This window comes from Pseudooceanicola aestuarii (assembly GCF_010614805.1).
Taxonomy (GTDB): Bacteria; Pseudomonadota; Alphaproteobacteria; order Rhodobacterales; family Rhodobacteraceae; genus Pseudooceanicola; species Pseudooceanicola aestuarii.
Window position 1 is genome coordinate 236,827 of the sequence record NZ_JAAFZC010000001.1, and the last position, 23,714, is coordinate 260,540.

At 66.6% G+C, this 23,714-nt stretch carries 19 protein-coding genes; 7 read left to right on the forward strand and 12 right to left on the reverse strand.

Going from position 1 to position 23,714, the window contains the following annotated elements; genetic code table 11:
- Positions 1–3 precede the first annotated feature (3 nt).
- The gene (locus G5A46_RS01040) at positions 4–1,440 is read right to left on the reverse strand and encodes a hypothetical protein (protein ID WP_163846468.1); all 1,437 of its coding nucleotides are present in this window, start codon (positions 1,438–1,440) and stop codon (positions 4–6) included.
- Positions 1,441–1,537: 97 nt separating this feature from the next.
- On the opposite strand from G5A46_RS01040, the gene G5A46_RS01045 reads away from it, so the two are divergent.
- Positions 1,538–2,698: an SPFH domain-containing protein gene (locus tag G5A46_RS01045; protein WP_163846470.1), complete on the forward strand. Its 1,161-nt coding sequence runs from the start codon at positions 1,538–1,540 to the stop codon at positions 2,696–2,698.
- 11 nt (positions 2,699–2,709) lie between these two features.
- On the opposite strand, the gene G5A46_RS01050 is transcribed toward G5A46_RS01045, so the two are convergent.
- Positions 2,710–3,297, reverse strand: coding sequence for a hypothetical protein (locus G5A46_RS01050; RefSeq protein ID WP_239520555.1), 588 nt, complete (start codon positions 3,295–3,297; stop codon positions 2,710–2,712).
- A gap of 115 nt (positions 3,298–3,412) precedes the next feature.
- Here G5A46_RS01050 and G5A46_RS01055 point away from each other — a divergent pair, with 115 nt between their 5' ends.
- From G5A46_RS01055 to dtd, 3 genes are read left to right on the forward strand one after another with little or no spacing between them, the layout of a single operon-like run.
- Positions 3,413–4,495: a TFIIB-type zinc ribbon-containing protein gene (locus G5A46_RS01055; RefSeq protein WP_163846472.1), complete on the forward strand. Its 1,083-nt coding sequence runs from the start codon at positions 3,413–3,415 to the stop codon at positions 4,493–4,495.
- Positions 4,495–5,169, forward strand: coding sequence for a nitroreductase (locus tag G5A46_RS01060; RefSeq protein ID WP_163846473.1), 675 nt, complete (start codon positions 4,495–4,497; stop codon positions 5,167–5,169). The genes G5A46_RS01055 and G5A46_RS01060 overlap by 1 nt, the downstream gene beginning before the upstream one ends.
- Positions 5,169–5,606 (forward strand): D-aminoacyl-tRNA deacylase, encoded by a 438-nt coding sequence (dtd, locus tag G5A46_RS01065; protein WP_163849824.1) that lies wholly within the window; start codon positions 5,169–5,171, stop codon positions 5,604–5,606. The genes G5A46_RS01060 and dtd overlap by 1 nt, the downstream gene beginning before the upstream one ends.
- A gap of 174 nt (positions 5,607–5,780) precedes the next feature.
- On the opposite strand, the gene urtE is transcribed toward dtd, so the two are convergent.
- The 10 genes from urtE to G5A46_RS01115 all read right to left on the reverse strand — a co-directional run bounded on the left by urtE (position 5,781) and on the right by G5A46_RS01115 (position 16,484).
- On the reverse strand, positions 5,781–6,476 hold the full coding sequence (urtE, locus tag G5A46_RS01070; RefSeq protein ID WP_163846475.1) for an urea ABC transporter ATP-binding subunit UrtE: 696 nt from the start codon (positions 6,474–6,476) through the stop codon (positions 5,781–5,783).
- A 5-nt stretch (positions 6,477–6,481) separates the two neighbouring features.
- The gene (gene urtD, locus G5A46_RS01075; RefSeq protein ID WP_163846477.1) at positions 6,482–7,222 is read right to left on the reverse strand and encodes an urea ABC transporter ATP-binding protein UrtD; all 741 of its coding nucleotides are present in this window, start codon (positions 7,220–7,222) and stop codon (positions 6,482–6,484) included.
- On the reverse strand, positions 7,219–8,448 hold the full coding sequence (urtC, locus tag G5A46_RS01080) for an urea ABC transporter permease subunit UrtC (RefSeq protein ID WP_163846480.1): 1,230 nt from the start codon (positions 8,446–8,448) through the stop codon (positions 7,219–7,221). The genes urtD and urtC overlap by 4 nt, the downstream gene beginning before the upstream one ends.
- Positions 8,445–8,663, reverse strand: a complete 219-nt coding sequence (locus G5A46_RS01085; protein ID WP_163846482.1) for a hypothetical protein — start codon at positions 8,661–8,663, stop codon at positions 8,445–8,447. Before G5A46_RS01085 ends, urtC begins: the two co-directional genes overlap by 4 nt.
- 4 nt (positions 8,664–8,667) lie before the next feature.
- Positions 8,668–10,617: an urea ABC transporter permease subunit UrtB gene (gene urtB, locus G5A46_RS01090; RefSeq protein WP_163846484.1), complete on the reverse strand. Its 1,950-nt coding sequence runs from the start codon at positions 10,615–10,617 to the stop codon at positions 8,668–8,670.
- Positions 10,618–10,719: 102 nt separating this feature from the next.
- Positions 10,720–12,000: an urea ABC transporter substrate-binding protein gene (gene urtA, locus G5A46_RS01095; protein WP_163846486.1), complete on the reverse strand. Its 1,281-nt coding sequence runs from the start codon at positions 11,998–12,000 to the stop codon at positions 10,720–10,722.
- A gap of 531 nt (positions 12,001–12,531) precedes the next feature.
- The gene (locus G5A46_RS01100) at positions 12,532–13,266 is read right to left on the reverse strand and encodes a proteasome-type protease (protein ID WP_163846488.1); all 735 of its coding nucleotides are present in this window, start codon (positions 13,264–13,266) and stop codon (positions 12,532–12,534) included.
- Between the two features lie 31 nt (positions 13,267–13,297).
- Positions 13,298–14,101 (reverse strand): transglutaminase family protein, encoded by an 804-nt coding sequence (locus G5A46_RS01105; protein ID WP_163846490.1) that lies wholly within the window; start codon positions 14,099–14,101, stop codon positions 13,298–13,300.
- Positions 14,102–14,107: 6 nt separating this feature from the next.
- Positions 14,108–15,049 carry an alpha-E domain-containing protein gene (locus G5A46_RS01110; RefSeq protein ID WP_163849825.1) on the reverse strand — a complete coding sequence of 314 codons (942 nt, stop codon included), beginning with the start codon at positions 15,047–15,049 and terminating at the stop codon, positions 14,108–14,110.
- A 7-nt stretch (positions 15,050–15,056) separates the two neighbouring features.
- Entirely contained in the window at positions 15,057–16,484 is a 1,428-nt protein-coding gene (locus tag G5A46_RS01115; RefSeq protein ID WP_163846491.1) for a circularly permuted type 2 ATP-grasp protein, read from the reverse strand.
- A gap of 340 nt (positions 16,485–16,824) precedes the next feature.
- Here G5A46_RS01115 and G5A46_RS01120 point away from each other — a divergent pair, with 340 nt between their 5' ends.
- The 3 genes from G5A46_RS01120 to G5A46_RS01130 are packed head-to-tail and all read left to right on the forward strand — an operon-like array spanning position 16,825 to position 23,609.
- Positions 16,825–20,292, forward strand: a complete 3,468-nt coding sequence (locus G5A46_RS01120; RefSeq protein WP_163846493.1) for a transglutaminase family protein — start codon at positions 16,825–16,827, stop codon at positions 20,290–20,292.
- Positions 20,293–20,318: 26 nt separating this feature from the next.
- A complete protein-coding gene (locus G5A46_RS01125; RefSeq protein ID WP_163846495.1) occupies positions 20,319–22,724 on the forward strand; it encodes a circularly permuted type 2 ATP-grasp protein in 2,406 nt (801 codons plus the stop codon).
- Between the two features lie 3 nt (positions 22,725–22,727).
- Entirely contained in the window at positions 22,728–23,609 is an 882-nt protein-coding gene (locus G5A46_RS01130) for a transglutaminase family protein (RefSeq protein WP_163846497.1), read from the forward strand.
- The last annotated feature ends 105 nt before the right edge of the window (positions 23,610–23,714 follow it).

Sequence of the window (23,714 nt, forward strand, 5' to 3'; positions counted from 1 at the left end):
CGCTCAACCGGGGCGGTAGAGGCGCAGGCGGCCCGTCAGGGGGACACCCTGCCAGCCCTGTGTTTCCAATGTACGTGCGATGTCCCGGTAATACAGCGATCCCTCGAACAGGATGACCTCCGTGCACCGGGCCAGCCGCTCGGCGCCGTCCGCGCCCGTCAGCTCCCAGGGGACGAAGGTGCGGTCGCGCGGGAAAAGGGCCGGGTGCAGCCCCATCGCCACCTGCGAGGTGCAGGGCCGTCCCGCCGCAGCCTGCGCCGCCATGGCCGCCCGCATCGCCGGCACCGTGCCCTGCGGCCAGGTGGTGACCAGCCCGGCCCAGCGCCGGACATCACTCGAAGTGCGCAGATACGTCCCCGCTGGCACGCTGGTCAGCACCAGCAGTGCCAGCAGGCCCACCACCGTGCCCCGACCACCGCGCCCCTCCGCCAGCCGCGCCAGCCCCTGTTGCACCGTCAAGGCAATCAGGATCGCCCAGGGCAGCGCGTAATACAGCCGGAACCGGGCCAGCGTGTCGTTCGATGCCGCCAGATACAGCAGCAACAGCGGCGCCATCAGAAGCGGCGGCGCCCACAGGCGACGCAGGTCCAGAACCCGCCAGCGGGTCACGGCCAGCAGAGAGAACAGCACCAGCAGCCACAGATAGGGGCCGGTGCCGGCCTCTTGCGTCAGGCTCCACAGCCGGGCGACCAGCAGATCGGGGATGACATGCGAGAACCCGTCGCCCGCGAAATGGAGATGGAACAGGTCCACCTCCCCTGGGCGGGCGCGTTTCAGGGCCATAGTCCCGACCGCAGCGGCGAAACAGGCGGCAAACAGCGCAACGCCGCGCCAAATCGCGCGACGGTCCAGGGCCGCGCGGTTCATCGTCAGGAAAGCCAGGACCGTGAAGGCCGCGAAGAACCCGCCGTCCTCCCGCGTCAGGATCAGCAGCAGGGCGGGCAGGATTGCCGCCAGGACCCCCCCCCGCCACAGGCAGGCAAACATCAACGGCGGCAGCCCGGCAAACAAAATCTCCACATGCGGATAGCCCAGCGCCCGCATCACCGGCTCGTTCCCCAGCGCGTAGAGCAGACCCAGCCCCAGCGCCAGCCAGCGCCGCCCCGGCCCCATCAGCACGAAGCCCGCCATTCCGGCCAGCCCCGCCGCCGCCGACAACAGGGCCAGGGCAGTGATTCCGTTAACCCCGAACAGGCCGCTGGTCAGCGCGCCCCAGACCACGAGGATCGGCGACAGGTGGTAGTCGTAGAAACTGCGCTCTGGCAGGTAAGGCGGATTTTCCAGGCCAGGACCACCGGTTTCCAGCAGGTAGGCGAACCAGCCGGAATCAAAGAAATAGGGTCCGTTCTCGAAATGCAGGATCACGCTGTTGGAATGATACAGCACCACCACCCCGGCACCCAGAACGACGGCAAGCCGATAGATCAGGGTCAGGGGCATCGGCAGGTTCCTTCGCAGGGGTCCGTCGTCTTGGACAGGGGCGGCGTCAGCCGCTATAGGAAAACCAGCGCCACCGCAAATACGGAGCACCGCATCGATGGGCATTTTCGATTTTCTTTCCGGCGAATTCATCGACGTCATCCATTGGGTTGACGACACCCGCGACACGCTGGTCTGGCGGTTCGAACGGCAGGGCCACGAAATCAAGTACGGCGCCAAGCTGACGGTCCGCGAAGGCCAGGCTGCGGTTTTCGTGCACGAAGGTCAGTTGGCAGATGTCTTCACCCCCGGCCTGTACATGTTGGAAACCAACAACATGCCGGTAATGACCAAGTTGCAGCACTGGGACCACGGCTTTCAATCTCCGTTCAAGTCCGAGATCTATTTCGTCAACACCAATCGTTTTACCGATCTGAAGTGGGGCACCAAGAACCCGATCATCTGCCGCGATCCCGAATTCGGGCCGGTGCGGCTGCGTGCCTTTGGCACCTACACGATCCGGGTCACCGATCCGGCCCGCTTCCTGCAGGAGATCGTGGGCACCGACGGCGAGTTCACCATGGATGAGATCTCGTTCCAGGTGCGCAATATCATCGTGCAGGAATTTTCCCGCGTGGTGGCGGGATCGGGCATCCCCGTGCTGGACATGGCCGCGAACACCGCCGATCTGGGCCGGTTGGTGGCTTCCGAGATTTCCGCCACGATCGAGGAATACGGCCTGTCGATCCCCGAACTCTACATCGAGAACATCTCCCTCCCTCCCGCGGTTGAGGAGGTACTGGACAAGCGGACCTCCATCGGGTTGGCGGGCGACCTGGGCAAATTCACCCAGTTTTCCGCCGCCGAAGCGATGAGCGCGGCAGCCCGCAACCCCTCAGGCGGGGGCGGCATGGGGGCGGGACTGGGCGCGGGACTGGGCATGGCGATGGCGCAGCAGATGGCGCAACAGGGCCCCTGGGGCGCCCGTCCCGCCGCCCAGCCTGGCCCCTGGGGCAGCGCCCCTGCCCAGGCCGGTGCCGCAGCGACACCTCCGCCGCCACCACCACCGCCGGTGGAAAAGGTCTGGCACATCGCCGAGGACGGGCAGACACGCGGCCCCTATTCCCGCGCCGCCATGGGCCGCATGGTCACCAGCGGAGAGCTGACCCGCGCCAGCCATGTCTGGACTGCCGGCCAGGATGGTTGGCTGGCCGCCGGCGAAGTGACGGAACTGGCGCAACTGTTCACCATTCTGCCACCGCCCCCGCCGGGCGTGTAACCGCAGACGCTTCAGCGCCGGGGGGACAGGCGGCTCATCAACAGGGGCGCGCGGCAGGCGTGGGGGGCGAATTCGAAACGCTCCACCCGCCGCGCGGCGAAGGGGCGGCCCGGCGGCACCTGGCTGGGCACGAGCAGCGCGCCGTCATGGCACAGATCCTGCGCCGCATTGCCGATGTTGAAGCCGAAACCACCGGTCCCGCAATCGGTCCCCGCGCCGTCCATGTTCCAGGCCTGCGGCATCGGCGTGGCGGCGCCAAAGACAGCGAAAGCCTCGGCCAGCGGATCGAAGGTCAGGCGCCAGCTGCTGTCTTCCTCCAGCAGCCCCAGCCCCCAATGGCCCAGCGGCGCGCCCTGATAGGTGCCCGCGATCTGAAAGCACTGCACGTCGTGTTCGATCACCTGCGGCGTCTGCGCCAAAGCGTCGGGAAAGGACATCGCCCCGCGCATCTCGTAGCCGTTGCCACCGATCCAGTGGAATGTGTAGATCGCCTGCCCCGCCTGGGCCTGGCCAGGGCGCGGCAACACGGCCAGCAACGTCGCCAACAACAGCGGGAACAGCAGGACGCGGAGCCGGGTAGCATGGGTGCGATAGGTCATGGCAGTTCCCTAGCGCCGGATCCACGCGGCCTCAACCCGCGTGCCGGGGCAAATTTCCATTGCGCCCCTGTCGCTGCCCGGTAGGTTGGCACGGAAGGCAAGAGGGGCAAGACGGATGACGGACGAGACCAGGTTTCCCTGTCCGAACTGCGGCGCCGACTACCGGTTCGACCCGGATCGCGGCGCGCTGATCTGCGATTTCTGCGGTCACTCCGAACCGATGCAGGAGGCCCGCCCCGAAACCCCCGCCATCCGCGAACTTGACTTTCACGCAGCGGTGGAAGCCCGTCTGCCCGACGCCGAGATCGAGGAAACCCGCGTCACCCGCTGCCCCAATTGCGGCGCCCAGGTCGAGGTTTCCGAAGTCACCCATGCCGATGCCTGCCCCTTCTGCGCCACGCCCTTTGTCACCGACACCGGCACCCACCGCCATATCAAGCCGCGCGGTGTCCTGCCTTTTGCGCTGGATGAACGTGCGGCGCGGCAGGCGATGACCGATTGGCTGGGTCGGCTGTGGTTCGCGCCCGGAGGATTGCAGGACTACGCCCGCAAGGGCCGCAAGATGGAGGGGATCTATGTCCCCTACTGGACCTTTGATGCGCAGACCTCCTCGGCCTACCGGGGAGAGCGGGGGACGGTCTATTATGTCACCCGCACCGTGATGCGCGACGGCAAGCAGACGCAGGTGCAAGAGGCCCGCGTGCGCTGGTCCCCGGCACGCGGCCGGGTGTCAAGGTTCTTCGACGACGTGCTGGTGCTGGCGTCGAAATCCCTGCCAAAGCGGTTCACGGATGCGTTGCAGCCCTGGGATCTTTCGGCGCTGCAACCCTATGCCCCGCAATACCTGGCCGGATTCCGGGCCGAAGGCTACCAGGTCGAATTGCAGGACGCCTTTGACGAGGCGCGCGCCCATATGGACCGGGTGATCGAACGCGACGTGCGGTTCGATATCGGCGGTGACAGGCAGCGGGTGCATGACATCGACACCAGGCTGGCGGACGTGACCTTCAAACATGTGCTGCTGCCGGTCTGGCTGGCGGCCTACAAGTACAACGGCAAGACCTATCGCTTTGTCGTCAATGGCCAAAGCGGCCGGGTACAGGGGGAACGCCCGTGGTCGGCCTGGAAAATCGCGCTGGCCGTGCTCGCGGGTGCCATCGTGGTCGCCGGGATCGCCTATTTCGCAGGACAACAATGATGACCGACCTCGCCGCTTTCGATGCGCTGATGGCGCAACGGTTCTCCTGTCGGGCCTTCCGGCCAGATCCGCTGCCCGACGCGGTGATCGCGGGAATCGTGCGCACCGCAGGGCGCACGCCCAGCTGGTCCAACACCCAGACCTGGCAAGTGCTGATCACCCGTGGCGCCGAGACCGACCGGTTCCGGAACGCCTTGCTTGAGGAGGTTCGCGGCGGCGGCACCCCAGCCTCCGACCTGCCCTGGCCCGACGGCTATTCCGGCATCCACCAGGCCCGCAGGCGGGAAGTCGGCTGGGCGCTATACGAGGCCGTCGGCGTGAAGAAGGGCGACCGCGAAGGCGCCGCCCGCCAGGGGATGGAGAACTTTCGCCTGTTCGGCGCCCCCCATGTTGCCATCGTCACCGCCGGCGAAGAGCTGGGCGCCTGGGGCGCGCTGGATTGCGGCGGCTTTGTCACCGCCTTCTGCCTGGCGGCGCGGGCGGCGGGGGTGGACACCATCGCCCAGGCGGCCCTGGCTGGCTACGCGCCGATGATCCACCGCCATTTCGACATTCCCCGCGACCGGCTGGTGCTCTGCGCGATCTCCTTCGGCCACGCGGATGCGGACCACCCGGCCAATTCCTTCCGCGCCTCCCGCGCGGCGCTGGACGAGATCCTGGAGTGGCGCGGCTGATGCGCGCGCTGTTGCAACGCGTCACCGAGGCCGCCGTGCATGTCGATGGCAAATTGATCGGAGAGATCGGGCCCGGCCTGCTGATCCTGGTCTGCGCCATGCAGGACGACAGCAAAGCACAGGCGGAGAAACTGGCGACGCGGATCGCGAAACTGCGGATCTTCCCGGACGAGACGGGAAAGATGAACCGCTCCCTTCTCGATAGCGGCGGCGCGGCATTGGTGGTCAGCCAGTTCACCCTGGCCGCCGACACCACCCGCGGCAATCGCCCCGGCTTCTCTGCCGCCGCCCCGCCCAAGGAGGGGCGCACGCTTTATGAAACCGTCGCCGCGCATCTGGCCGGACAGGGCATCGCGGTCGCGACCGGCCAATTCGGCGCCGACATGAAGGTAAGCCTGGTCAACGACGGCCCCGTCACCATCTGGGTGGAGGCCTGATCCCGCCCGAAGAACGGCGCGCGCCGTGGTCCCCCTTCGGGCGCGAAATACCGCCGCCGGAGGCATCGCCCCGTCGGGGCGATCCATGGCACCGCTTTCCAAGCGGCGCCACGCTGCGCGGCCGGTATTTGACGCCCGAAGGACAAGGGGGCGCGCCCCTTCCCGCCGACAGGATCAGACGGAGACCTCGGCCATCAGGCTGGATTTGGCCAGCTCCGCCTTTGTGCCCGAGGTGGTGATCGCGCCGCGTTTCATGACGTAGAACCGGTCCGCCAGACCGTAGGCGAATTCGAAATATTGCTCCACCAGGATGATCGCCATGTCACCCCGGTCGCGCAGGTATTCGATCACGCGGCCGATCTGCTGGATGATGTTGGGCTGGATGCCCTCGGTCGGTTCATCCATCAACAGCAGCTTGGGCCGTGTGATCATCGCCCGCGCGATCGCCAGCTGTTGCTGCTGGCCGCCGGACAGGTCGCCACCGCGCCGGTGCAGGAAGTCGCGCAGGATCGGGAACAGTTCAAAGATTTCGTCGGGGATGCGATGTTCGGATCGCGGCAGACAGGCAAAGGCCGTCTCCATGTTCTCCTGCACACTCAGCAGCGGAAAGATCATCCGCCCCTGCGGCACGTAGCCGATCCCCTTCTGCGCCAAGTGGTGCGGCGGCAGACGGCCCAGATCCTCGCCGTCCAGCGACATCGCCCCGCCGCTGCGGGGATGGGTCCCCGAAATCGCCTTCAGCAACGATGTCTTGCCGACCCCGTTCGTGCCCATCAGGCAGGTCACCTGGCCGGTGTCGGCCTGCATGTCGATCCCGTGCAGGATTTGCGATTGCCCGTAATGCAGGGTCAGCCCGTCGATTTTCAGCATATTCGTCAGCGCCCCAGGTAAACGTCGATAACCTCGCGGTTGGAGGTCACATGATCCAGAGACCCCTCCGCCAGCACCGAACCCTCGTGCAGCACCGTGACCTTGCAGCCCAGCCGGCGCACGAAATCCATGTCATGTTCCACCACCACCACCGCGCGGCTGCGTGCCGCCTCCCGCAGCAGGTCTGTCGTGTGTTCGCGTTCCGCCAGGGTCATGCCGGCGGCGGGTTCATCGACCAGCAGCAGGCGCGGTTCCTGCGCCAGCAGCATTCCGATCTCCAGCCATTGCTTCTGGCCGTGGCTCAGCTCTCCCGATTTGCGGGTCAGCGCGTCTTTCAACCCGACCTCATCGGCAAGCGCCTCCACCCTGTCGTGATCCTCACCCCTTGGGCGGTAGAACAGCACCGGGAAAGATCCACGCGGATTTTTCAGGGCCATCAACAAGTTGGCCCGCACGGTCTGGTCCTCGAACACCGTGGGACGCTGGAACTTGCGGCCGATGCCGGCCTGGGCGATCCGGGCCTCCGTCATCTTCAGCAGGTTGACCGATCGTTCGCCATAGATCACCCGCCCCTCGTCCGGGCGGGTCTTGCCGGTGACGATATCCATGAACGTGGTCTTGCCCGCACCGTTCGGCCCGATGATGGCGCGCAATTCGGCATCGCCGATCTGAAACGACAGGTTGTTGATGGCACGGAACCCGTCAAAGGTGACGGAAACGCCGGACACTTCGAGAAGCGTGCTCATCCCCGGCCCTCCTCTTCCTGCAACGATCCCTGATCGGGGCCGTAATCCGCGCCGTGGCGGTCGGGCGACAGGCGGTCGGTCAGCAGATCCACCAGCCCGCCGATCCCCTTGGGCGCGAACAGCGTCACCAGCACGAAGCTGACGCCCAGCAGCACGGTCCACCAATCCACCCAGTCGATCCGGTAGAGCCCCAGGTCGATGGAGGGCACCATACCGCCGGTGAACCAGGTCGAAACGAGGGAGACGAAGACCGCACCGATCACCGCGCCATAAAGACGCCCACGCCCGCCGATCGCCACCCAGACCGCCAGGTAGATGGAGGCGATAGGCGCGATTTCCGCCGGATTGATGATCCCCGCCTGCGGGTAATAGAGCGCCCCGGCCACCGCCGCGATCACCGCCGTCAGGGTGAAGATGAACAGCTTGTACCCCTCCACCGAATAGCCGAGGAACCGCACGCGGGCCTCGTCGTCGCGGATGCCGCGCACCACCGATCCGAACTTGCCCGAGACGACCCAGGCCGCCAGCACGTAGCCCAGCCCCAGCGCCAGCGCCGAGGCCCAGAGGAACCACAGCGACACCGCGTCCTGCCCCGCAGTGACGCCCGGCAGGTTTTGCAGGCCCGACAGCCCGTTATTGCCGCGCAACCCGCTGTCGTTCTGGAACAGGTATAGCGACAGCGCCAGCGTCATCGCCTGGGTCAGGATAGACAGGTAGACCCCTGTCACCCGGCTACGGAACGCCAGCCAGCCGAAGACCAGCGCCAGCAGCCCCGGAACCAGCACGACCAGCGCCAGCTGCGCGGTCAGCGAATGCGCCAACCCCCAGATCAGCGGCAGGTCCGAGGCTCCGACCAAGCCGAAAATCTGGCTGGCGATGGCATCCGAGACCTCCGCCGGGGTGGGCGGGATCTGGGCATTGGCCAGCGAGGCGGCCACGATCAGCTCGGTGCGCGCATACATCAGCCACATGCCGATCATGTAGCCGCCCAACCCGAAGAAGGCGAAATGGCCCAGCGACAGGATCCCGCAATAGCCCCAGACCAGGTCCATGGCGATGGCCACCAATGCAAGGCACAGCGTCTTTCCCAGCGTCTTGACGAAGGAGGTGGAGATCACGCCCGTGCCTGCCGCCTCGGACAGCAGAGTGACGGCGAGGGTAAAGAGCGCCAGGCAGGCCAGGAAGATCAGCGTGGAGGGGTGGCGCATCACGAAGCTGCGTCTCATGGCTGGTCCTCCGTCGGGGTCCGTTCTGGCTGCGCACCGGCCTGGCCGGTGGCCTGCGCCTGGGGCAGCACATCGGCCAGCAGCGCTTGCAGGGCGGTGTCCGGGTCGCGGCGATGCACCGCCGTGCTGTCGGGACGAGGGCTGCCGCCCTGTGGGGCCAGGCGCATGGGACGCGGGGGGTGGTCGGCATTGGCGGGGGGAAGAATGGGGATCATGGGGTCAGTCTCCTGCCGCGCGGCCCTTGAGCGCGATGATGCCGCGCGGCCGGAACTGGATGAAGATGATGATGAAGACGATCATGTAGGTCTGCGCGGCCAGGGTGTTGGACGGGTTCATCCACTCGATCCCCTTTTGCAGGAACCCGATCATGGAGGCACCAAGCAGCGTGCCCCAGATGTTCCCGACCCCGCCCACGACAACGGTCATGAAGCTTTGCACGATGTAATCGGCGCCCAGCTCCGACGTCACCTTGGCGTATAGGCCGATGGCCACGCCCGCGATGCCCGCGATGCCGGACCCCAGGCCGAAGGTCAGCATGTTCACACGGTCGGGATTGATCCCCATGGAAGCCGCCATTTTCGGGTTCTGCGTCACCGCGCGGGTTTCCAGGCCCAGGCGGGTGCGGTTCATCAGGAACAGGAAGAAGCCGAGGAACAGCAGCGCCAGCACGAAGATCGCGATGCGGATATAGGAAATCGACACCACGTCGTTGAACACCAGCGCCCCGTCCAGCCAACCGGGTGACGTCAGCGGGCGCGCCTGGGTGCCAAAGACGTTCTTGGCGATCTGTTGCAGGGCGATTGAGATACCGAAGGTCGCCAGCAATGTCTCCAGCGGGCGGGAATACAGCCAGCGGATCACCAGCCGCTCCATCGCGACACCGGCGGCAAATGTGACGGCAAAGGCGGCCGGGATCGCGACAATCAGCGACAGCGTGTAATCGGGGATGAGCTGCTGCACGACATAGCCGGTATAGGCGCCCATCATGATGAATTCGCCATGCGCCATGTTGATCACCCCCATGACGCCAAAGGTGATGGCCAGACCGATCGCCGCCAGGAAGTAGATGGAGGCCAGCGACAGCGCATCCAGCGACAGGTCCAGCACCTGGTGCACGGCGACCTTGGTGCGGATGGCGGCGAGGGCATCCTCGGCTGCGGTGGTGATGCGGGCGTCATCCTCGGTGTAGAGTTCGTAGAACACATGTCCTGCCAGCGCCTCTGCGACATCGGCGTCGGTGGCCGCAGGGGTGGCGCGGCCCTGGGCCACAAGCGCGGCATAGGCGCGGATCCGGGAGGCATCCCGGTCCAGATCGGCCAGGGGCACACCGCCCACGGCGCCGTCCACGATATTGCCGGCCAATGTCTCACGCAGGGCATCGGAGGTCAGTCGGGCGGGGGCCAGACCATCCGTCACCAGCAGGGCATAAGCGTCCTGCGCTGGCAAGGCATCGCTGCCGGGCTCCAGCACTCGGGCGATATTGCCCCGGTCGGGCAGGCCCGTCGCGACGTGGCGCGTGGTGGCCAGGATCGGGTTCAACGTGGCGCGCATGTCCACGCCCAGATCGCCGGCCATATCCCCCATCGCGGCGATCCGCGCCTCGGGATCGGGGGCAAAGCGGATGGTCAGCAGCCGTTCCAGCCGTTGCTTGCGCGCCTTGAGGGTAGGATCATCCTCCCCTGCGATGGCGGCGCGCAGGGCCGGCAGGTGGCTGGCCTGCGCATCGCGGTCGATGGCATCCAGCGCGGCAACGCGGCGGGCGGGGTCGGGATCGGACAGCTGAAATCGCACCAGCGCGGCACCGATCATGGCCCGGATACCGGAATTTGGTTTCAGCTGGTCGATGGTGTCCTTGTCCACCAGGCCCAGGTCGGCGCCGGTGTCGAAATCGGTCAGGCGGTAGCCCCCGTCTTCCTTGCGCGCTGCGACGAACAGGCCGTCGTCCAGCCGCTGCCACATGTCCTTGGCCTGCCAGGTTTCCAGAACCACCTGCGCCTGCGGCAGACCCGATGCGGCGATGGCGTCGATCGCGGGGCCAATGCTGCGACGAGAGCTCTTCTCGATGATGTCGGCATGGGTCTGGAGGATCGGCTGGATCGTCTCCTGCGCCAGCGCAGGGGCGACCGGCATCAGCGCCAGAAGCAGGGTCACGGCAATTCGGATCAGCATGGAAGCCTTCGGAGCGGGAGGAACGTCATGGGAACGGGATCGGGGCAGCGCCAAGGGAGGAGGACGCGCCGCCCCGACCGGGATCAGGTCAGAAAGACCCGATCAGTAGTTCGACTGCATCTGCACGCAGGTCGAGGTGTCGGTGTTGTACATGCCGCAATCCAGCTCGCTCCAGTCGGAGGTAAGAACGGCACTTTCGGGCAGGAAATCGGTCCAGGCATCGCCGGGCACCGGATCGGTTTCGGAGATGATGTCGAACTGGCCGTCTTCGAGGATCTCGCCGATCAGGACCGGTTTCGCCAGGTGGTGGTTGGTCCCCATCACGGCGGTGCCGCCGGTCAGGTTGGGATATTCCTGGCCCCACATCGCCTCGCGCACGGTGTCCACATCGGTGGTCCCGGCCTCTTCGACGGCGTTCACCCACATGTTGAAGCCGATGTAATGCGCCTCCATCGGGTCGTTGGTCACGCGTTCTTCGCCGGCGAAGGCCTTCCACTGGGCGATGAAATCGGTGTTTGCATCACTTTCGGCGGATTGGAAGTAGTTCCACGCGGCCAGATGCCCGACCAGGTTGGAGGTATCGAGGCCCGACAGTTCTTCTTCCCCGACGGAGAAGGCGACGACGGGGATGTCATCGGCGCTGACACCGGCGGCGGCGAGCTCCTTGTAGAACCCGATATTGGCGTCCCCGTTGATGGTGGAGATCACGCCGACTTTCTTGCCGTCCGCGCCCAGCGCCACGACATCGGCGACGATCTTGGACCAGTCGGAATGGCCGAAAGGGGTGTAGTTGACGAAGATGTCTTCTTCCGCGATGCCCTTGTCCTTGAGGTAGCTTTCAAGAATGTTGTTGGTCGTGCGTGGGTAGACGTAATCGGTGCCCAGCAGGGCAAATTTCTCGACGCCCAGTTCTTCCAGATAGTAGTCGGTGGCCGGGATGGCCTGCTGGTTGGGTGCGGCGCCGGTGTAGAACACGTTCCTGGACGATTCCTCGCCCTCGTATTGCACCGGGTAGAACAGCAGGCCGTTCAGCTCCTCGATCACCGGCAGGACGGATTTGCGGCTGACCGAGGTCCAGCAGCCGAACATCACGTCCACTTCCGAGACGGTCAGCAGCTCTCGCGCCTTTTCGGCGAACAGCGGCCAATCTGAGGCGGGATCGACGACCACGGCTTCCAGTTGCTTGCCCAGCACCCCGCCCTTCTTGTTCTGCTCCTCGATGAGCATCAGCATGGTGTCTTTCAGCGTGGTCTCCGAGATCGCCATGGTCCCGGTCAGCGAATGCAGCACGCCCACCTTGATGGTGTCTTGGGCAGCGGCCGCGCCGGACAGCAGGATCGTCCCTGCGGCGGCGCCCAGCATGGTCTTCAGAAAATGCGACATGAAATGCGGTATCCCTTCATCATCCGCCGCAGCGGCACCGATACAGGTCGCGCGTGTTCGACATGTCATGCGTTCCCCCCTATATGGCACGTGCAGCTTGTTGTTGCGTTCGTGCGGTGGTGACATCCGGCCAGGAAAGTTTGCCACCGCACTCCAGTTTCGCCCCTGTTGGCAGGTGCGCCCCCATGAAGGCGGGTTCGGTGGCAAGTGCCTATCCAAGACGCAGCTTTCCGGGGGGCACAACGTCACCTGCACATTACTTGTGCGCTCTTTCCGTGTGCTTGCCAAAAAAACGGGCGGAATATCACATAACGATACCGCTGCAGCGCAGCACCGACTCGCCTGGCCATGTGGCGCGGCGCCGGATCGGGGGGAGACCGGGGCTGACATCGGCCTGCGTCGGAGCCGGGTGGAGATTGTGCCAGCCGCTGGTGAGGGAGGACTCAGCGGAGCACGCGACACATCCATTCGATCCCTCGACACCCGAAAGGACGGGCCGCGCGGCGCAGGATCAGGTCCGCACGCGAGAGATCAATCAATCGTGAAATCCGGCAGGCTGCCAAAGGCGTCACGCAGGGCCACGCCCCAGCCGCGCGAGATCTCGTCGAAATAGGGATCGTCGCGGTTGATGCGACCGGTACGCCCCTCCGCCAGGGTGTCGGTTTCGTAGATATGCCAGTCCAGCGGCAGATCGACGGAGAGATTGGCCTTGATCGTGCTGTCGAAACTGACCAGCAGCAGCTTGATCGCTTCTTCAAAGGACATGCCGCTGTCATAGGCGCGCAGCAGGATCGGACGGCCGTATTTCGTCTCGCCGATCTGGAAGAACGGCGTGTCTTCGCCGGCCTCGACGAAATTTCCCTCGGGGTAGACCAGGTAGAGCTGCGGGTCGCCGCCGGCGATCTGCCCCCCCAGGATGATCGTCGCGTTAAAGGCCGCATCGGCACGCTGGCCGGCATCCGCATGGACGGCAATCGTTTCCTTCAGCACCCGCCCGACCAGCCGGGCGACCTGGAACATGCTGTCCAGCTTGAGGATGTCGGGTTCCCGTTCGGTCGGGGATTTCGACCGTTCCTGAAGCTCCGCGATTACCGCCTGGGTGGTGGCCAGGTTGCCCGCCGTCATCAGGGTGATGCAGCGATCCCCCGGCACCGAGAAGACGTGCATCTTGCGAAACGTCGAAATGTTGTCGACGCCCGCGTTGGTGCGGGTGTCGGACATGAAGACCACGCCGCGTTGCAACCTGACACCCACGCAATAGGTCATGATTCCCGTTCTCCGTACTGGACGGGTAGTGCTATTGCTGAACCTGCACGGAAACGCAAAGCTCTTCTTGCGCGTCGCCCTGGCGCAGGCCGTGCACCGGGGCCGCGTCGGCATAGTCGCGTCCCACTGCCACGCGGACATAGCGGTCATCGGGGCATTGTGCATTGGCCGCGTCGAAGCCGACCCAGCCCAGCCCGTCGATCCAGATTTCGGCCCAGGCGTGGCTGGCCTCCTGATCCACGGTGTCGGACATCATCAGGTAGCCCGAGACATAGCGCGCCGGCCGGCCCAGCAGGCGGGCGCAGGCGATCATCGCATGGGCCTGATCCTGGCAGACCCCCTGCCCGGATCTGGCGGCAGCCTCTGCCGTGGTGGCACTGCCGGTCGTGCCCTTGGTATAAGCCACCGCCTCCGCCACGGCGTCACACAGGCGGTGCATCCCATCCAGCGGATCGTCCTGCGCGTGCTTCTCCAGCGGGGCGGCCAGCGCGCGCAGGGTATCGCCCGGCGCGGTCAGGGCGGTGTCGGCGGTGAACAGCCACAGCGGCGCCAGCGTCCGGCCCGCACCCAGCACGCCGGACAGGTCCTGCGTCTCCACCTCCCCTTCGGAGGTGATCGACAGGCGGGTCGCCCCCTCGTCCATCATGACCAGATCCACGTCATTGCGGAAGTGATCGACGAATTGCACCTGCCGGGTCGCGCCCTGAACCTGCGTGGACCAGCGCCGCGTTTCCTGCCCCGGCCCGCTGCGTGGCGTCAGGCGCAATTGCAGCAATGCATAGCTGACGGGCTGGTCATAGCTGTAGGTCGTGGTGTGGGAAATCGTCAGACGCATCGCATTCTATCCGTAGAACCTGAAATCTTCCTGCACCTGGCTGGCCAGCCGGGCCGTATCGCTGATCGAGCGTTCAAGGAACTCGTGCAGCCCCTCGTCGAATATCTCCTCGATATCGCGACCTGACAAGCGTTCGTCGATCTGCCGGGACAGGGCCACGCAGGGCAGGTCCGGATCCACGCCCCGCCCCAGGTAGGTCAGGTTGCCCAGGATCTTGGAATGGCAGAACGCCAGAGAGCGCGGCATCCGTTTGTCGAGGATAAGGAAGTCCGCGATGGCCCGAGGTGAGGTGTCGCTTTCGTTCAGCCAGCGGAACGACCGGAATGCCGAGACGGAGCGCAGGATCGTCTCCCATTGGGCATTGTCCATCGAACTGCCGATATAGGCGGCAGAGGGCAGCAGCACATAGTATTTCACGTCCAGAATCCGCGCCGTGTTGTCCGCGCGTTCGACAAAGGTGCCGACACGGGCGAAATCGAAGATCTCGTTGCGCAGCATGGTGCCGTGCAGCGCCCCGCGCACCAGTGACGAATGCTGCCGGATGGAGGTCAGCACCCCGGCCAGATCCTTGACCGAGACGGGCCGCGCCAGCGCCGGCTTCATGGTCATCCATGCCTCGTTGGTGGCCTCCCAGACTTCGGAGGACAGCGCGGTGCGCACCATGCGCGCGTTGGACCGGGCGGCGGCAAAGCAGTTCATCACCGCCGAGGAATTGTCAGGATCGCGGAGCAGGAAATTGATGACCGTAGCGCCGTCGAAATGATCGTTCTTGGCCAGATAGGCGTCGCGCACCCCGGCGGTGGAGATGATGGATTCCCATTCCGCTTCGGCCTCGTGCGAGGCGGTCAGCGCGATACGAAACCCGGTTTCCAGAAGGCGCGCGATGTTTTCCGCCCGTTCCAGGTAGCGGAACATCCAGAAAAGTCCGCCCGCCGTGCGTCCCAGCATTGCCATGTCAGTCCCCCAGAACCCAGGTATCCTTGGTGCCGCCCCCTTGGGAGGAATTGACGACCAGTGATCCCTCCTTCAGGGCGACGCGTGTCAGCCCGCCGGCCGTGATGTGCACCCGCCCCGGCGCGACCAGCACATAGGGTCGCAGATCGACATGGCGCGGTGCAAGCCCGGCCTTGGTCATGATCGGCACGGTGGACAGGGCCAGCGTCGGCTGGGCGATGTAATTGCCGGGCTTGGCGCGTAGCTTGTCCTCGAAATCTTTCAGTTCCTTCTTCGAGGCGGCCGGCCCGACCAGCATCCCGTAGCCGCCCGATCCGTGCACCTCCTTGACCACCAGATCCGCCAGATTGTCGAGCACGTATTTCAGGCTGTCCGCCTCCGAACAGCGCCAGGTCGGCACGTTCTTCAGGATCGCCTTCTCGCCGGTGTAGAATTCCACGATGTCGGGCATGTAGGAATACAGCGCCTTGTCGTCCGAGATCCCGGTGCCCGGCGCATTGGCGATGGTGATGTTGCCCGCGCGGTAGACATCCATGATGCCCGGCACGCCCAGCATGCTGTCAGGGTTGAAGGTCAGCGGATCCAGATATTCGTCGTCCACCCGACGATACAGTACGTCGATCGGCACGTAGCCCCGGATCGTGCGCATGCAGACCTGCCCGTCGACGATGCGCAGGTCGCCTGCTTCCACCAGTTCGGCGCCCATCTGGTCGGCCAGGAAGGAATGTTCGAAATAGGCCGAATTGTACAGCCCCGGCGTCAGCACGGCGACACGCGGCTTCGTCCCGTCGAAATTCGGCGGCGCGCATTCGGACAGGGAGCGGCGCAATTCGGCCGGATAGCTGCTGACCGGACGCACCTTCATCTGGGTGAAGAGTTCGGGGAACATCTGGATCATCGTCTCGCGATTTTCCAGCATGTAGGACACGCCCGAGGGGGTGCGGGCATTGTCCTCCAGCACGTAGAAATCGTTCTCCCCGGTGCGGACCAGGTCGGTGCCGACGATATGTGTGAAGACCCCGCCCGGCGGCTGCATCCCGATCATCTCGGGCAGGAAGGCGGCGTTGTTGGCGATGATGTGGCTGGGCAGACGTCCGGCTTTCAGGATTTCCTGACGATTGTAGATGTCCCCGAGGAAGGCGTTGATCGCCCGCACCCGTTGTTCGATGCCGCGTTCCAATTGCCGCCATTCGGCCGCCGCGATGATGCGGGGCACGATATCGAAGGGGATCAGCCGTTCATCGGCCTCCTGCTGTCCGTACACATTGAAGGTGATGCCGATTCGGCGAAAGAAGCTCTCGGCCTCTGCCGATTTCTTCAGCAGTGATCGGGGGTCTTCGCCCGCGAACCATTCCGCATATTGGGCATAGGGCGCGCGCGCAGCGCCGGCCGCATTGCCCATCTCGTCGAAGAACCTGGTATCGTTCATGTTTCCCCTCGCTCCTGACCCGTGGCGGACCCATCACACAGCCCCCGCCAGGCGGTTCGATCGTAGTGACGACAGTCCTGGACGCGAGACCGGACCCCGGTTCCCTTGCGTCGAACAGGTCGCTTGCGGCGGTTCTGCCCACAAATTGGGCACTTACCGCCAGCCCGGTCAACGACAAGCCGATTCCGACGATCATTCGTTTGATGATAAGGTGAAAGACGGGAAATGCCACAGGCACGGCGCGGCGACGACCCATGCGTGGCGGGCGAACTTGCCCGGTCACGGCAAACCGTGCCAAGGATTGAACCAACGGCACCGCGCCGAGGAGGGGCAGATACCCATGGCGATCAATGCAGCGATTCACCACCTGACGCATTACACCTATGACCGCCCGGTCATGCTGGGGCCGCAGATCATCCGGCTGCGCCCCGCGCCGCATTCGCGCACGCGGGTGATCTCCCATTCGCTGCGGGTCTCGCCGGAGGGACATTTCGTCAATCACCAGCAGGATCCCTATGGCAACTGGCAGGCGCGTTTCGTCTTTCCCGAGCCGGTTCGCGAACTGAAGATCGAGGTCGACCTGGTCGCCGACATGTCGGTCTACAACCCCTTCGACTTCTTCGTCGAGGACAGCGCGGAGCGGTGGCCTTTCAAGGTGCCCGCCGACCTGGGCAGCGACCTGTCGATCTACTCCAGTCCCGAGCCCGCCGGCCCCCGGCTCAAGGCGTTCCTGCGCGACATCCCGCAGGACACCGATCACACCGTGGATTTCCTGGTCGGGTTGAACGCCCATCTCGCCGACAGCATCGGCTATGTCATCCGCATGGAACCGGGCGTTCAGACACCGGAGGAAACGCTGGCCTCGGGCCGGGGGTCGTGCCGGGACAGTTCGTGGCTTCTGGTTCAGGTGTTGCGGCACCTGGGGTTCGCGGCGCGCTTCGTGTCGGGCTACCTGATCCAGTTGAAACCGGACCTGAAGGCGCTGGACGGGCCACAGGGCACCGATCACGATTTCACCGACCTGCACGCCTGGTGCGAGGTCTTCCTGCCCGGCGCCGGCTGGATCGGGCTGGACCCGACATCCGGCCTGTTGACCGGGGAAAGCCACATCCCCCTGGCCGCCACCCCGCATTACCGCACCGCCGCGCCGATCTCGGGCGGGTTCACCGCCGATGGAGAGCCCGAGATCAGCTTTGATTTCGACATGCAGGTCACGCGCATCTCCGAACATCCGCGCATCACCAAGCCGTTTTCCGAGGAGAGCTGGCAGCGGCTGAATACCCTGGGGCACAAGGTCGACGCACGGCTGGCGGAGGGCGACGTGCGCCTTACCATGGGAGGGGAGCCGACCTTTGTCTCCATCGACGATTTCGAAAGCGCGGAATGGAACATCGCTGCTGTCGGCCCGGCCAAGCGTGCGCTGGCTGACGACCTGATCCGCCGCCTTCAGGCCCGGTTCGCGCCGGGCGGGTTTCTGCATTACGGCCAGGGCAAGTGGTATCCCGGCGAAACACTGCCGCGCTGGACCTTCTCCCTGTTCTGGCGCCGTGACGGCGTGCCGGTCTGGCAGGACACCGCCCTGATCGCCAAGGAAGACGCCGAAACCCCTGCCACCGCCGCCGAGGCGAGGACCTTCATGCAAGGCCTGGCGACAGAGCTGGGCCTGGAGGAGGATTTCGCCCTGCCCGCCTTCGAGGATCCCGCCGAATGGATGCTGCGGGAGGCCGATTTGCCGCCCAATGTCACCCCCGAGGACAGCAAGCTGAAGGACGCGGAGGCGCGCGCGCGGATGGCGCGGGTGTTTGCCCGCGGACTGACCGAACCGGCGGGCTACGTGCTGCCGATCCAGCGCTGGCAGGCGCGCGCCACCGGCCCACGCTGGCGGTCCGAGAAATGGCGCACCCGGCGTGGTCACCTGTTTCTGGTGCCCGGCGACAGCCCCGTGGGCTTTCGCTTGCCGCTGGCGGCGCTTCCGCATGTGCCGCCGTCGCAATACCCCTATTCCTACCCGGTCGATCCCACGACCCCGCGCGATGCGCTTCCGGATTTCCACGCGGAGCGCGCGGCCGCCCGCCGCGCCGCAGAGGCCGCGCAGGACCGCCAGCGCGCCGACGAGGATGCCGACCGGGCCACCCGCACGCCGCAGGTGGATGCAGGCCGCACCCAATCCTCCCGCCCCGCACCGGAGGCCGCGCCGCGCGCCCGGGGCACTGACCAGCAGGTGACGGACCAGCAAGTGACGGAACAACAGGGCCGCAAGGCCGGTGTCGATCCTGGCCGGGGCGCCGTGCGCACCGCCATCGCGATAGAGCCACGCGATGGGCGGCTGTGCCTTTTCATGCCCCCCTGCGAAGCTCTGGAGGATTACCTGGACCTGCTGACCGCCGCCGAAACGGTCGCCGAACGCATGGGTCTGCCGATCCATGTAGAGGGGTATTCCCCGCCCGACGACCCCCGCCTGAACGTGATCCGCGTCGCCCCTGATCCCGGCGTGATCGAGGTCAACGTGCACCCCGCCCATGATTGGGACGAATGCGTCGCCACGACGCAGGCGATCTATGACGCCGCCCGCCAATCCCGGCTGGGGGCGGAGAAATTCATGATCGACGGGCGCCACACCGGCACCGGCGGTGGCAATCATGTGGTGGTCGGCGGCGCCACACCGGACGACAGCCCGTTCCTGCGGCGGCCAGATCTTCTGCGCTCGCTGGTCCTGTACTGGCTGCGGCATCCGTCGCTGTCCTATCTGTTCTCCGGGCTGTTCATCGGCCCGACCAGCCAGGCGCCCCGCATCGACGAGGCCCGGCACGATACGCTCTACGAGCTGGAGATCGCGCTGGCCCAGGTGCCCGACCCCGGCGAGGCGCAGCCGCAGCCCCTGCCCTGGCTGCTGGACCGGCTGTTCCGCAACATGATGACCGATGTCACCGGCAATACCCACCGGGCCGAGATCTGCATCGACAAGCTTTATTCCCCCGACGGGCCAACCGGGCGGCTGGGACTGGTGGAGTTCCGCGGCTTCGAGATGCCCCCCGACCCGAGGATGAGCCTGGCGCAACAATTGCTGATCCGCGCCATCATCGCCCGTGCCTGGGCCGCTCCGATCAAGGGCAAGCCGGTCCGCTGGGGCACCGTGCTGCACGACCGCTACATGCTGCCGGCCTTTGTCTGGGCGGATTTCATGGATGTGCTGCGCGACCTGCGCGACCATGGGTTCGAAATGGAACCGGAATGGTTCGTGGCCCAACAGGAATTCCGCTTTCCGTTCTGCGGCGAAACCACTGTGGAAGGCGTCAACCTGGAGTTGCGCCAGGCGCTGGAACCCTGGCATGTTCTGGGCGAAACCGGCGCCATCGGCGGCACCGTGCGCCACACCGACAGTTCGGTGGAACGGTTGCAGGTGCGCATGACCACCCAGCATCCCGACCGCTACGCGATCTGTTGCAACGGGCGGCGGGTGCCGCTGGTGCCCACCGAAGCGGCAGGCGAATTCGTCGGCGGCGTCCGGTTCAAGGCCTGGCAACCGCCCGAAGCGTTGCACCCGGTGCTGCCGGTCAACGCGCCGCTGCGGTTCGACATCCTGGACACCTGGACCGGCCGGGCGATCGGTGGCTGCACCTATCACGTGGCCCATCCGGGTGGACGCAGCTACGATACCTTCCCGGTCAATGGCAACGAGGCCGAGGCCCGGCGCCTCTCCCGGTTCGCGCCGCATGGCCATACGCCCGGCCTGCTGACCCCGCCCGTGGAAATCCCGCATCCGGACTTCCCCCATACGCTTGACCTCAGGCGGCCGCCCGGTCTCTGACTGCCGGATCTGTTCGTGACCTTGATATGACCGCTGCCAGACCTGCCCGTGCCGCGCTTGACCGGCTGCTGAAGGATTATGCCCCGCGCCCCGGCGCTGCGGACGAGATGCTGCGCCCCGACGGCAGTATCCGCCCGGTCTGGCGCCCCCTGCTGGAGGCACTGGCGGCGCTGGATCCCGCCGAGGCGGAGGCCCATTTCGCCCGCGCCGACCAGTACCTGCGCGATGCAGGCGTGCAGTTCCGCCGTTACGAGAACGACGCCCAGTCCGAACGCGACTGGCCGTTGTCTCATCTGCCGATCCTGTTGGGCGAAGACGAATGGACCGGCATCGCCGCCGGGCTGGTGCAGCGGGCAGAACTTCTGGAACGGGTGATGGCCGATCTCTACGGGCGGCAGCGCCTGATCGCGGACGGCCACCTGCCCGCGCGCCTGATCGCCGAAAGCCCGGAGTTCCTGCACCCGATGATCGGCATCGCCCCGGCCTCGGGCCACTATCTGCACCTGCTGGCCTTCGAGATCGGGCGAAGCCCGGATGGCGGCTGGTTCGTGCTGGGCGACCGGACGCAGGCGCCGTCGGGCGCGGGCTTTGCACTGGAAAACCGCATGGCCACCGCGCAGGCCTTCCCCGACCTGATGGCACGCGCCAACGTGCACCGGCTGGCCGGGTTCTTCGGCGCCTTCCGCGCCGCGTTGGAGGGGTTGAGCCCGCCGATGCAAGACAGCGCCCCGCCCCGCACCCGGCCCGCGATCCTGACGCCGGGACAGGGCACCGATACCTATTTCGAACATGCCTATATTGCCCGCTACCTGGGCCTGCTGCTGCTGGAGGGCGAGGATCTGACCGTCGTTGACGACCGCCTGATGGTGCGCACCGTGGGCGGGCTGCTACCGGTGCCGGTGCTGTGGCGACGGCTGGACAGTGCCTTTGCCGATCCGCTGGAGCTGAACGACGACAGCAGGATCGGCACCCCCGGACTGGTCTCTGCCCTGCGCGGCGGACAGGTGGCGATGGTCAATGCCCTGGGCGCCGGGGTGCTGGAAACGCGCGCCCTGATGGCCTTCCTGCCGCGCATCGCCGAAGTGCTGACCGGCGCGCCGCTGGCCCTGCCCAACATCGCCACCTGGTGGTGCGGCCAGGACGCCGCGCGCGATCACGTCGCCCGGCACGCGGACCAGATGGTCTTTGCTCCCGCGCTCAGCTGTGCGTTGCCCCATGACGCGGCCGAAACCCTGGCCCCGCCGGCGGATCGCGGCATCGCCGAATGGCTTGCCTCCGACGGCCCCGCCCTGGCCGCGCAACAGGCGGTGGCGCTGTCCTCCACTCCGATGTGGGACGGCGGGCGGCTGGTGCCACGCCCGGCCACCATCCGCGTCTTCGCCGCCCGCACCGCCGAGGGCTGGACCATCATGCCCGGCGGCTATGCCCGGATCGCGCGCACAGCGCCCGAGGGAGGGAATGCCGCGCTCAGGATGCAGGGCGGCGGCGCGGTGTCGGATGTCTGGATCCTGTCCGACGGCCCGGTGCCCCAGGACACGCTGATCGCGCCACGCAGCGGCGGGGCGGGTGCCGTGGCCCTGCCGCTGCCGTCGCGGGCGGCGGACAACCTGTTCTGGCTGGGCCGCTACCTGGAACGGACCGAAGGCACGATCCGCCTGCTCCGCGCCTGGCACCTGCGCCTGTCCGAAACCGGCGACCCCGAGGCGCCGCACATGCAGGTGCTGTCGGCCCAGTTGGCGCTGCGGGGCATCGACCCGGCCGCACGGGTGCCCGGCGCGCTGCTGGCGCAGCTCTCCGCGGCCGAGCTTTGCGCCGGAAAGCTGCGCGACCGGCTCTCCCCCGATGCCTGGACGGCGCTGCGCGAGCTGTCCCGCAGCGCCCGCGAAATGGCCCATATCCCCCGTCCCCGCGACGGGGCCGCGCGGGCGATGACCGTGTTGTTGCGGCGGATCACCGGGTTTGCCGGGCTGGTGCACGAGAACATGTACCGTTCTGTGAGCTGGCGGTTCCTGACCTTCGGCCGGGCGCTGGAACGGGCCGATCACATGACCCTCCTGCTGGAATCCCTTGCCGCCGAGGACGCGCCGCCGGGCTGCCACGACATCGCGCTGGACCTGGGTGACAGCGTGATGACCCACCGGCGCCTGCATAACCTCGATATCGACCCGGCGACGCTGTTCGACCTGCTGGCGCTGGACCCGGCCAACCCCCGGTCCCTGCTGTTCCAGCTGGACGAGATGCTGGACCATGCCCGCGCCCTGCCCCGCGCCCAGGACGACGGCCGCCTGTCCGCCCTGACCCGCCGTATCCTGGAATTGCAGACTCTTCTTCGGGTCTCCGCCGCCGAGGAGATCACATCCCGCGACATGCCCGAGATCCGGGAGACGATCCGCGAGATTTCCGCCCTTCTGACGACCACCTACCTAGGTTAGCCCATGCGGTATGACATCCGGTTGAAAATCGTGCAGCAATACGGCGCCCCCACGGGTGCGGCGCGGTTGCACCTGCGGTTGCTGCCCCTGTCGCGGCCCGGCGCGCAGACGCTGGGCGCGCATCACCTGTCGGCCAGCCCGGCACCGTCGTCGCGCCGGGATCGGTGGGATTTCTTCGGCAACGCGGTCAGCGAAATGACCTGGGCCGACCCGCTGGAGAAGCTGACCTTTCAGCTGCGCGCCGGGGTGGAGCGGCAGGCGCCGGGCGGGCGGCTGGACTTTTCCCCGCCCCTCCCCCGGCTGGAGGAGGAGCTGTGCACCCTGCGCGCGCTTGGCCCGCAATCGCCGCTGCACTTCACCGCCCCCTCGCCACGCGTGGCGCCGGATGCGGCGATCACCGCCTTTGCCCGCGCCTGCCTGCACCCCGGCCAGACGGCGGCGGGCGCGGTGACGGCGATCGGCGCGGCGCTGTACGAAGCCATGACCTTTGACACGGGCGCCACCGACGTGGCCACCCCGCCCGAGAACGCCTTTGCCCAGCGGCGCGGGGTCTGCCAGGATTTCAGCCACGTGATGATCGCCGCGTTGCGCGCCGTGGGCATCCCGGCGGGATATGTCTCCGGCTTTCTGCGCACCCTCCCGCCGGAGGGGGCGGAGCGTCTGGCGGGCGCCGATGCCATGCATGCCTGGGTGCGCGCCTGGGCCGGGGTGGAAACGGGCTGGATCGAATTCGACCCGACCAACAATTGTCCCGCCGGGCGCGATCATGTCGTCGTGGCCTTTGGCCGGGACTATTCCGACGTCGCCCCGGTCAAGGGGACGCTGCGGACCTCCGGCGCGCAGGCCAGCCGTCACAGCGTGGATGTCCTGCCGCTGGAGGCGTAGCAACGGCGGCAGGACCACGACGACCCGGCCACCCCGGCCGGGTCCGTTACGTTGGCCAGCCGATCCGAGCCGGGCCTTCGCGGCGCGGAAATCTGCCTTCCGTTG

Coding starts and splice junctions, on each gene's coding strand:
- G5A46_RS01040 (WP_163846468.1), bottom strand. CDS start 1,440: ATGCCCCTGACCCTGATCTATCGGCTTGCCGTCGTTCTGGGTGCCGGG.
- G5A46_RS01045 (WP_163846470.1), top strand. CDS start 1,538: ATGGGCATTTTCGATTTTCTTTCCGGCGAATTCATCGACGTCATCCAT.
- G5A46_RS01050 (WP_239520555.1), bottom strand. CDS start 3,297: ATGACCTATCGCACCCATGCTACCCGGCTCCGCGTCCTGCTGTTCCCG.
- G5A46_RS01055 (WP_163846472.1), top strand. CDS start 3,413: ATGACGGACGAGACCAGGTTTCCCTGTCCGAACTGCGGCGCCGACTAC.
- G5A46_RS01060 (WP_163846473.1), top strand. CDS start 4,495: ATGACCGACCTCGCCGCTTTCGATGCGCTGATGGCGCAACGGTTCTCC.
- dtd (WP_163849824.1), top strand. CDS start 5,169: ATGCGCGCGCTGTTGCAACGCGTCACCGAGGCCGCCGTGCATGTCGAT.
- urtE (WP_163846475.1), bottom strand. CDS start 6,476: ATGCTGAAAATCGACGGGCTGACCCTGCATTACGGGCAATCGCAAATC.
- urtD (WP_163846477.1), bottom strand. CDS start 7,222: ATGAGCACGCTTCTCGAAGTGTCCGGCGTTTCCGTCACCTTTGACGGG.
- urtC (WP_163846480.1), bottom strand. CDS start 8,448: ATGAGACGCAGCTTCGTGATGCGCCACCCCTCCACGCTGATCTTCCTG.
- G5A46_RS01085 (WP_163846482.1), bottom strand. CDS start 8,663: ATGATCCCCATTCTTCCCCCCGCCAATGCCGACCACCCCCCGCGTCCC.
- urtB (WP_163846484.1), bottom strand. CDS start 10,617: ATGCTGATCCGAATTGCCGTGACCCTGCTTCTGGCGCTGATGCCGGTC.
- urtA (WP_163846486.1), bottom strand. CDS start 12,000: ATGTCGCATTTTCTGAAGACCATGCTGGGCGCCGCCGCAGGGACGATC.
- G5A46_RS01100 (WP_163846488.1), bottom strand. CDS start 13,266: ATGACCTATTGCGTGGGTGTCAGGTTGCAACGCGGCGTGGTCTTCATG.
- G5A46_RS01105 (WP_163846490.1), bottom strand. CDS start 14,101: ATGCGTCTGACGATTTCCCACACCACGACCTACAGCTATGACCAGCCC.
- G5A46_RS01110 (WP_163849825.1), bottom strand. CDS start 15,049: ATGCTGGGACGCACGGCGGGCGGACTTTTCTGGATGTTCCGCTACCTG.
- G5A46_RS01115 (WP_163846491.1), bottom strand. CDS start 16,484: ATGAACGATACCAGGTTCTTCGACGAGATGGGCAATGCGGCCGGCGCT.
- G5A46_RS01120 (WP_163846493.1), top strand. CDS start 16,825: ATGGCGATCAATGCAGCGATTCACCACCTGACGCATTACACCTATGAC.
- G5A46_RS01125 (WP_163846495.1), top strand. CDS start 20,319: ATGACCGCTGCCAGACCTGCCCGTGCCGCGCTTGACCGGCTGCTGAAG.
- G5A46_RS01130 (WP_163846497.1), top strand. CDS start 22,728: ATGCGGTATGACATCCGGTTGAAAATCGTGCAGCAATACGGCGCCCCC.